This window comes from uncultured Candidatus Puniceispirillum sp. (assembly GCF_963979125.1).
Lineage (GTDB): Bacteria > Pseudomonadota > Alphaproteobacteria > Puniceispirillales > Puniceispirillaceae > Puniceispirillum.
This window is the reverse complement of record NZ_CAXBVX010000091.1, coordinates 1-7,961: the sequence shown is the minus strand read 5'-3', so window position 1 is coordinate 7,961 and position 7,961 is coordinate 1. Positions and strand designations below refer to the sequence as shown.

10 protein-coding genes are annotated in these 7,961 nt (G+C 50.9%); 5 read left to right on the top strand and 5 right to left on the bottom strand.

The genetic code is table 11. The annotated features are described in order from the left end of the window. Positions 1-391, bottom strand: a 391-nt coding sequence (locus ABNT28_RS08825; protein ID WP_348721409.1) for a beta-N-acetylglucosaminidase domain-containing protein, incomplete at its 3' end; no start/stop codon positions are given. An 83-nt stretch (positions 392-474) separates the two neighbouring features. Here ABNT28_RS08825 and ABNT28_RS08820 point away from each other — a divergent pair. Beyond that, positions 475-1,164: a PIG-L deacetylase family protein gene (locus ABNT28_RS08820; RefSeq protein ID WP_332923962.1), complete on the top strand. Its 690-nt coding sequence runs from the start codon at positions 475-477 to the stop codon at positions 1,162-1,164. On the opposite strand, the gene ABNT28_RS08815 is transcribed toward ABNT28_RS08820, so the two are convergent. Then, positions 1,147-2,337 carry an anhydro-N-acetylmuramic acid kinase gene (locus tag ABNT28_RS08815; protein ID WP_348721408.1) on the bottom strand — a complete coding sequence of 397 codons (1,191 nt, stop codon included), beginning with the start codon at positions 2,335-2,337 and terminating at the stop codon, positions 1,147-1,149. The genes ABNT28_RS08820 and ABNT28_RS08815 overlap by 18 nt on opposite strands. 65 nt (positions 2,338-2,402) lie before the next feature. On the opposite strand from ABNT28_RS08815, the gene ABNT28_RS08810 reads away from it, so the two are divergent. Beyond that, positions 2,403-3,227 carry an N-acetylmuramic acid 6-phosphate etherase gene (locus ABNT28_RS08810; RefSeq protein WP_332923960.1) on the top strand — a complete coding sequence of 275 codons (825 nt, stop codon included), beginning with the start codon at positions 2,403-2,405 and terminating at the stop codon, positions 3,225-3,227. 14 nt (positions 3,228-3,241) lie between these two features. Here the strand turns inward: ABNT28_RS08810 and ABNT28_RS08805 are convergent, their stop codons facing one another. Continuing rightward, a complete protein-coding gene (locus ABNT28_RS08805; protein WP_332923959.1) occupies positions 3,242-3,769 on the bottom strand; it encodes a L,D-transpeptidase family protein in 528 nt (175 codons plus the stop codon). Between the two features lie 180 nt (positions 3,770-3,949). On the opposite strand from ABNT28_RS08805, the gene ABNT28_RS08800 reads away from it, so the two are divergent. Next, positions 3,950-5,314, top strand: coding sequence for an MFS transporter (locus ABNT28_RS08800; RefSeq protein WP_332923958.1), 1,365 nt, complete (start codon positions 3,950-3,952; stop codon positions 5,312-5,314). On the opposite strand, the gene ABNT28_RS08795 is transcribed toward ABNT28_RS08800, so the two are convergent. Together ABNT28_RS08795 and ABNT28_RS08790 are read right to left on the bottom strand one after the other, a co-directional pair. Further along, entirely contained in the window at positions 5,311-6,120 is an 810-nt protein-coding gene (locus ABNT28_RS08795) for an NlpC/P60 family protein (RefSeq protein ID WP_348721407.1), read from the bottom strand. The two genes, ABNT28_RS08800 and ABNT28_RS08795, sit on opposite strands and share 4 nt — an antisense overlap. 3 nt (positions 6,121-6,123) lie before the next feature. Further along, positions 6,124-6,552, bottom strand: coding sequence for an N-acetylmuramoyl-L-alanine amidase (locus ABNT28_RS08790; protein WP_332923956.1), 429 nt, complete (start codon positions 6,550-6,552; stop codon positions 6,124-6,126). A 163-nt stretch (positions 6,553-6,715) separates the two neighbouring features. Here ABNT28_RS08790 and ABNT28_RS08785 point away from each other — a divergent pair, with 163 nt between their 5' ends. Both ABNT28_RS08785 and gloA read left to right on the top strand, forming a co-directional pair. Further along, the gene (locus ABNT28_RS08785; RefSeq protein ID WP_332923955.1) at positions 6,716-7,387 is read left to right on the top strand and encodes an HAD family phosphatase; all 672 of its coding nucleotides are present in this window, start codon (positions 6,716-6,718) and stop codon (positions 7,385-7,387) included. A gap of 90 nt (positions 7,388-7,477) precedes the next feature. Beyond that, positions 7,478-7,918: a lactoylglutathione lyase gene (gene gloA / locus ABNT28_RS08780; protein ID WP_348721406.1), complete on the top strand. Its 441-nt coding sequence runs from the start codon at positions 7,478-7,480 to the stop codon at positions 7,916-7,918. The last annotated feature ends 43 nt before the right edge of the window (positions 7,919-7,961 follow it).

Here is a 7,961-nt window from a genome sequence, read left to right as displayed (position 1 = left end):
CATTTTTCTGGGCATTTTTCTGGGCGTTTTTCTGGGTACTGGCGGCTGTATCAAGATCGGCGAAATTGAAATCAAGACCCGGGGCTATGCCAGCAATGATTGAAATGTTGCGCGTTCTGGCATCGTGACAGAATTGCGCAAAACCAGCGCGCCAATCTGGCGCATAATCGACGCGCCATGCAAAGCGATGTTGCGGATCATCCTTTGGCGCATAAAGATAGGCATTCATCGACAGTGATGCCAGCCTATCGAGCACACGAAACCGATCATCCCAGCCAAGCAGATGACCATAGAACCCCTCAATATAGCCTGTTAGCTTTGGCGGCAGATAATCGGCATTATTCAACTGGGCAGTTTTCATTTTGCTATCACTTTGCATGAATTGACGCATACTGTCTCATTGTTATGATATGCCATTAAAGCCGATATAGGGGGCAAAAGGCTAGTCATGGAAACACGTAAGGAGTCCGTAGGATGAAAATTGTTGGCATAGGGGCGCATCCTGATGATGTGGAAATTTTCTTCTATGGGTTTCTGGCTGCCTGTAAAGCACGCGGCGATGATATCAGTATCGGCGTGGCCACCGATGGCGCGGCCGGTGGCGATAACCCCGGTCCCAAACTGGCAGCAACACGGGCAGAAGAAACCATTGGTGCTTTGGCCGATCTTGCCTCACCAACTTTGCTTGGCCTGCCCGATGGTGGCCTTGTTGATGCGGCTGGTGCGCGTGAGGTGATCGCGGCTTTCCTAGAGGATTGCAAACCCGATCTGGTTGTGACCCATGCCCCAGACGATTATCACCCCGATCATCGCGCCTTGTCGCATTATGTGACAGATGCGGTTGGCTTTACCTGTCCGATTCTGTTTGCCGAAACCTTGATGGGGGTGGGCTTTACGCCCGAATTCTATGTCGATATCACCCCGTTTTTTGCGGCCAAACAAGCCGCCATCATGGCACATGATAGTCAGGAACCCGAAAGATTTGCCGCGGCAAGTGCCTTGATGAATCGATACCGTGCCGCACAATGCAATGCCCCTGATGGCCATTATGCCGAAACCTATCGGATGGCATCGCGCTTTCCCTTTACCGATATTCGCGACATGCTGCCCGCCGCGCCTGCCTATCGGCCATTCTATGTGACCGGATCAGACGCGCTGATTTAAGGGCTGGGCAAGACAGCCACCACAGACTGGCATTTTGCATCCGGTAGTTTTTGGAAAAGATGTTGGCAAGCCAGCACGTTGCCGTGCGGCCAGATAAGCCATCAATTCGGCCTCTAGCAAATCGGCATCAAATGGCGCATCAAATGGCGCGCAGGCATCAATAGCCAGACGATCACCAAAAACAACACGAAGTTGATCCATAAGTGTCTGGTTACGCCGTCCGCCGCCTGCGATATATATCTGCCGCACATCTGTGGGTAGTGAGCCGACTGCATGGGTGATGCCCGCCACCGTCAGCGCGGCCAAACTGGCCATCGCATCATGCGGTGCCAGATCATGCAGACCTGCATCTGCCACAATATGCGTAAAGGCATGGCGATCGAGTGATTTTGGCCAGCTTTTGGCAAAAAAACCATGCCGCATTACACGTGCGACAAAATCATTATTGATGTGGCCTTTGGCGGCGATCCTGCCGCCATCGTCAAAAGGCTGGTTGAAATGCGCGCGCATATAATCATCCATCAGCGCGTTGCCAGGCCCCGTATCAAATCCCAGAATATCTGTTTGTGTTTTCCCGCCGACATAGGTCAGGTTGGCAACACCGCCGATATTGATAATCACCGCCGGATACGGCACATCCATCGCAGCAATAAGCGCGGCATGATATATGGGTGCCAACGGTGCACCCTGCCCGCCAGCCGCCATATCGGCGCGGCGCACATCATAGACAATATCCATGGCGGTGGCATCTGCCAGCCTTTGGCCGGAACCTAGCTGTATTGTGCATCGCCCAAGCGGTGATGTAGTATTGGCATCCGGTTCGTGAAAAATCGTCTGGCCATGAAACCCGATCAAACGCGGGATTTGCATATCATCTGGTAGCTGCTTCACCAGCTCAGCGACCACCGCGCTATGCGCATCGGTAATCGCATGTGAAAGTGTCTTATGTGCGGCGCGATCAGCCATAAAGGTTACAGGATCATGCATTGCGTTAAAAATACTGGCGCGTAATGCCGGATCATAAGCAAAGCTGGCCGCGATGCCCGTTCGCATAAACCGCGTTCCATCAGTACGCAAAATGGCCGCATCTATCCCATCGGCACTGGTACCCGACATCAGGCCTATGACAGGCTGAATGGCATTCCTGTCTTCATCGATGGGTTTGGCTTGCATGCTCTGTTGCCTGTTTCGTTATCTTATATCTTCTCAGACGACTCTATCATGCCTATGATCGCAGTATGGACAAAACAAATACACCCCAAAAAGCCAGAGTTCATAAATCCGTAACGGATGTATCGTCAGAAACGCTGGCAACCGAAAATATTGCCGCTGGCTCACTTCCGATTGACAAGATGAGTCCGAACGCGGCTTTGGCGTTGATGCTGGATAATCAGGCAGAAGCTATAGCTACGCTAAGAGGTGCGCTAGATCAAATCGAAGCGGCCGGCATGGCGGCCTATAGACAGCTTTCGGACAGTGACACGGGGCGTTTGATTTATGCAGGGGCTGGCACATCAGCCCGCATTGGCGTTCAGGATGGCGTGGAATTATTCCCAACCTTTAACTGGCCGCGCGAACGTGTTGGCTTTGTGATTGCGGGCGGAAACGACGCCTTGTTACGCGCTGTTGAAAATGCCGAAGATGACAAAATATCCGCCGCCAAAGATGTGGAAAAATCTGAAATCGGCAAGGATGACGTTGTGATTGGCCTTGCCGCCAGTGGCATCACGCCCTTTACCTGCGAGGTTCTGGAACAGGCGCGCACGGCAGGTGCGCTGACCATCGGGATTGCCAATAATGCCGACACGCGCCTGCTGGCGGTGGCCGAACATGCCATTTTGCTGGCAACTGGCAGTGAGGCGATCGCCGGATCGACAAGGTTGAAAGCAGGTACAGCCCAGAAAATCTGTCTCAACATGATGTCTAATCTGATTATGGTGCAGATGGGATTTGTCAAAGATGGCCTGATGGCAAAAATGGTGCCGACCAACGCCAAGTTACGCGCGCGCAAAAAGCTGATTGATGCGGCACTGGATAAAGCGTCAAAAAATCAAACGTCGTAAAGCCCCAACCAACATTAGGCGATCATCAAGCTTTGATCGGGGGTCGCTATTGCCAGCAAGGCCAGCAGATCAGCATGTGCCAACGCCACACAGCCAGCCGTATGGGTTTTGCCTGGTGCTATACAATGCATGAAAATGGCACTGCCGCGTCCGGCTATTACCGGCGCATCGTTAAAGCCAAGTTCAACAACAATGTCATAGGCCGTATCATCGCGCCACATCACCTCATGGCTGGCACTGAACGGCGCATTCAGAGCCAAATCAACATGCCGGTTATATGCGGGATGATCAGGCGCATCACACCAGCCACATGATGGCGTGATCGGATAGGCTGGGAACGGCAAAATTGGCACATCAACGCGATCAGCACGATAATAAACTGCGCGAATAGGCATGGTGCCTTGCGGCGTTGCCATATCGCCTTCGCGCTTGGCCGCCGCATCAATCATACCTGCCTTGCCAATTATACAATCAAACAGCAGGTCACCTGTATCAAGCTGATAGGCGCCAGTTTCGGTTTGCTTTACGCGCCAGCTATGCACAGCAATGCCCCCCTGTTCAATCACAATGATAAAAGACGTTGGCTGTCACATTATCTGAAAAAAGGCACTTTGAATAAACCTTTTGCCTAGTCACTTTTGGATGTAGGGTTATTTTAGAAAAAGTGCATTAAACGGAATATCAAAGCCAAGACAGCAAAAGCCAAGATAGGGGACGTTATTATGAATGGTTCGGAAAAAGCATCCTTAAGCGTATATTTTGACAAACGGATGCTTCGCATTCTTCTGCTTGGCGCGATAAGCGGCTTTCCGTGGGTTCTTATCGGATCATCGCTGTCTTTGTGGTTGAAAGAAGATGGTTTGAGCCGTTCAGCAATCGGCTGGGCGGGTCTGATTTTCAGCGTCTATGCGATTAACTTTCTATGGGCACCATTGATTGACCGGATCCGCATTCCCGTTCTGACCGCGCGTATCGGGCATCGCAAAGCATGGATCATTTCGCTTCAGGCGGTTATTTTTATCTCGGTTCTGGCATGGAGCAATCTAAGTCCGGCGGCAGATATATGGTGGGTTATGGCCTTTGGTTTGCTGATTGCCATCTCGTCAGCATCGCAAGATATTACCATCGACGCCCTGCGGATTGAGCAAATCGGCCATGATGAACGTGGCGCGATGGCCGCAGGCGCTGCGGTAGCGGTGGCTGGCTGGTGGTCAGGCTATAAGATCGGCGGTATGATTACATTATTTACTGCTGATTATTTTGAGACACTGGGACATGTCAATTACTGGCAACTGACCTTTCTTGTGCTTCTGGCGATCATTCTGCTTACCAATATAGCTTTGCTGTTCATTCCCGAGGAAAGTTCGGACGAACGTATCAAAGCCCAAGCCGAAGCACAGGCCGCGATTGCAAGCCGTGTTGGTGGCAACAATCCTATTTCACAAATTATTGCGTTTTTCTCCAGCGCTGTTCTTGGTCCATTGACCAGCTTTTTCAAAAAGAATGGTATTGCGATTGGCATCGGTATCTTGAGCTTTATCTTCCTGTTCAAAATCGGCGAAGCCTTTATGGGCAAAATGTCACTGGTTTTCTATAAGGAAATCGGCTTTTCAAAATCCCAGATCGCTATCTATTCAAAAGGCCTAGGCTGGATCACCACGATCAGCTTTACCTTGCTGGGTGGTTATTTTGCAATCCGGTCAGGTTCAATACGCGCCCTTTTCATTGCAGGTATTGCCATGGCCGCAACGAATGTCATGTTTTCGATTCTGGCGTGGAGTGGCAAATCAGAGTTGCTGTTTGCCGTTGCTGTTCTGCTTGATGACATTGCCGCCGCCTTTGCGACAGTTGCCTTTGTTGCCTTTATTTCGTTGCTGGTCGATCGCACCTATACAGCCACGCAATATGCCTTGCTGGCCTCTATCGGGACGATGGGACGCACAACATTGGCATCTTCCTCAGGTGTCATGGTTGACTGGCTGGATGGCGATTGGGGCACGTTCTTTGTGATAACGGCTCTTATGGTCATACCATCATTGCTGTTGCTGTGGTACCTGCGCAACCGCATATCACTTGGCAAAGGTTAGATAGGCAGAATCCTTCGGCGGGTCGTAACATCACCAGCCTCTTGCGCAATGCGCGGCATGGCGTTGCGTAAGTTTTCGGAAGCTACCTGCATGTGATATGCGTTAGCGTGAAGCAGGTTAACTGCGTCCTGCATAATGCCAACATGTCCTTTCCAAAAAATCAGATCGCCCCGCTTGAGCAAGGCATCATCGGCAATCGGGTTACCCAAATTGGCCGCCTGTGGGCCGCTATCACGTGGCGCAAAGACGCCTACTGTCTGCAAAGCCAATTGCACCAGCGCCGAACAATCCAGTCCGCCACTATCACGGCCACCCCACCCGTAAGGCGTACCCAGCAGTGACTCGGCAATTGCCACCCAGTCAGCAACCACATGATCGCGCGGCACCAGATGCCGCCATGGCATAAAGCCATCGCCTTGCGGGGTTAGAATATGCGCGGTTTGGCTAGCGGTGGTTAGATCAGCATTATCAAGCACAGTCACCTGGGCACCAAGGGACAAGCCAAACATCATACCGCTTTTGATGTCAGCACGGCGTGTCACAAGTGAACGAGGCACAATCACCCGATGTGTTGCATCTGTCATGTACGGTGTTAGCCCCACCTTTGGCACATAGCCCTCATAGCCATCAGTCGATAGCTTACCGTGATAGAAATCACCTTTTTGGCCTGTAACAGTAAAACCTTCGCCAAACAGACATTGCGTATCCAGACCAGCATCATCGCGTGGCGCATCATATAATCCGATAGATGGCAAACTGACCTGCATCTTGGTATCGGCAATGTGGGCATTGTCAGTCTGCGCCATGATCTAGCCCGCTTTGGCCGCAATATTGTGTTTTGCACACCATGCGGCAACATCAAAATTGGGGCAGGTTTTTTCAGTATAATCAAAATCGCAATGACCACATATTTCGGCAGCCGGATGTTCCGCCCGCCACCGCATAAGCAGGGTTTTAAGTGTCTGCATCTGCGCATCGGTGAAATGCTGGCGCCCAATAAGGCAGACGCCAAGGCTGATGTCATTATGACCTTTGACATGGGCGCCAACCCAATATTCGGGGCGCCCGTTTTGCAATGTGCCATCACGGCAAATCACCCAATGATAACCAATACCATGCCAGCCAAAACCCAGATGCATTTCATGGATTGCACAGGCGTCGAGGGCTTCATCGTCTGGCGTATCGGCACAATGCACAACAAGATGGCTTATATTTTCAGCTATTAGGGCTGTCGGCATAGAGCTTATCTCCATAAATGTGGCATGCGTGCAAAGTTATGCTATGTCCATATCTGACATTATTAGAGCATGCCATAAACTGTTAGACGCCAATAGCAAAGTTTTTGCTTTCTTCGCTTCCGCTAGCAAGGCAGAATGTTGTGTATTTTCCAAGGGGCCATTTATGTCCAATTCCGAATTTTCCTTTCACGGTATTCTGTTCGATATGGACGGGCTTTTAATTGATTCCGAGCGCCTGTCATATGAAAGTTTTTGCAGTACAGCATCCGCATATGATGTCAGCGTGACAATGGAAGATTACCGGCAGATGATCGGTTTGAATCATGTCACCGGGCTTGGGATTCTACGTGGCATTCTGCCCGCATCACTTGATCCGGTAGCTTTTAAAAATGAGTGGTTGCTTGCCTATCGCGCCCTGTTTGCCGATGATGTGCCCGTCAAGGATGGGGCGTATCAGTTGTTGGCACATTTGCACGCAATTAACATGCCCGTGGCGGTTGCCACATCATCATCAGGGTCGCGTGCGCGGATCACACTGGAAAAAGCTGGCCTTTGGCAATTCATTCAGCATCTAACTGGCGGCGATGAAGTATCTCATGGCAAGCCTGCCCCAGATGTGTATCTTGATGCGGCGGCCAAACTAGGCATCAATCCGCAAGACTGCATAGCGTTTGAAGATTCTGAAAATGGAACCAATGCCGCCATCGCGGCTGGCATTCGTGTGATACAGGTTCCCGATCTGGCGCCTGCCATGCGCCCAGCTAATCCACCACATCACCAGATTGCACCCAACCTTCAGGCAGGTGCCGCCATGATTGGGATAAAGCTTGCATAATTACCTTGCAAAGCATCGCCAAGCATAGACAGTGGGGGCGCGCACCGCCTATGATTATGTTCAACAACATGTGCCGCAGGAGATAATGTAATGCGCTTTGTTCACACAATGGTTCGGGTTAAAGACCTAGATGCGTCGCTAGATTTCTACTGCCATAAATTCGGCCTTGTCGAGATGCGCCGCAAAGACTTTGAAGCTGGCCGCTTTACGTTGGTGTTTCTGGCCGCCCCAAAAGACCAAGATCGAAGCCGCGCCGAAGCCGCGCCCGAACTTGAGCTGACGTATAATTGGGATCCTGAAGATTATGATTTTGGCCGTAATTTTGGCCATCTTGCCTATAAGGTTGATGATATCTACGCCACCTGCCAGAAGTTGGTTGATAACGGTGTCACCATTAACCGTCCACCGCGTGATGGCCGCATGGCTTTCATTAAATCACCTGACAATATTTCTATCGAGCTGATTCAAGAAGGTGATGCTTTACCAATTAACGAACCGTGGGCGTCGATGGAAAATATAGGTACATGGTAACGGATAGCCCGATGACCAGATTAGAGATTTTTCAGTTCTCCTA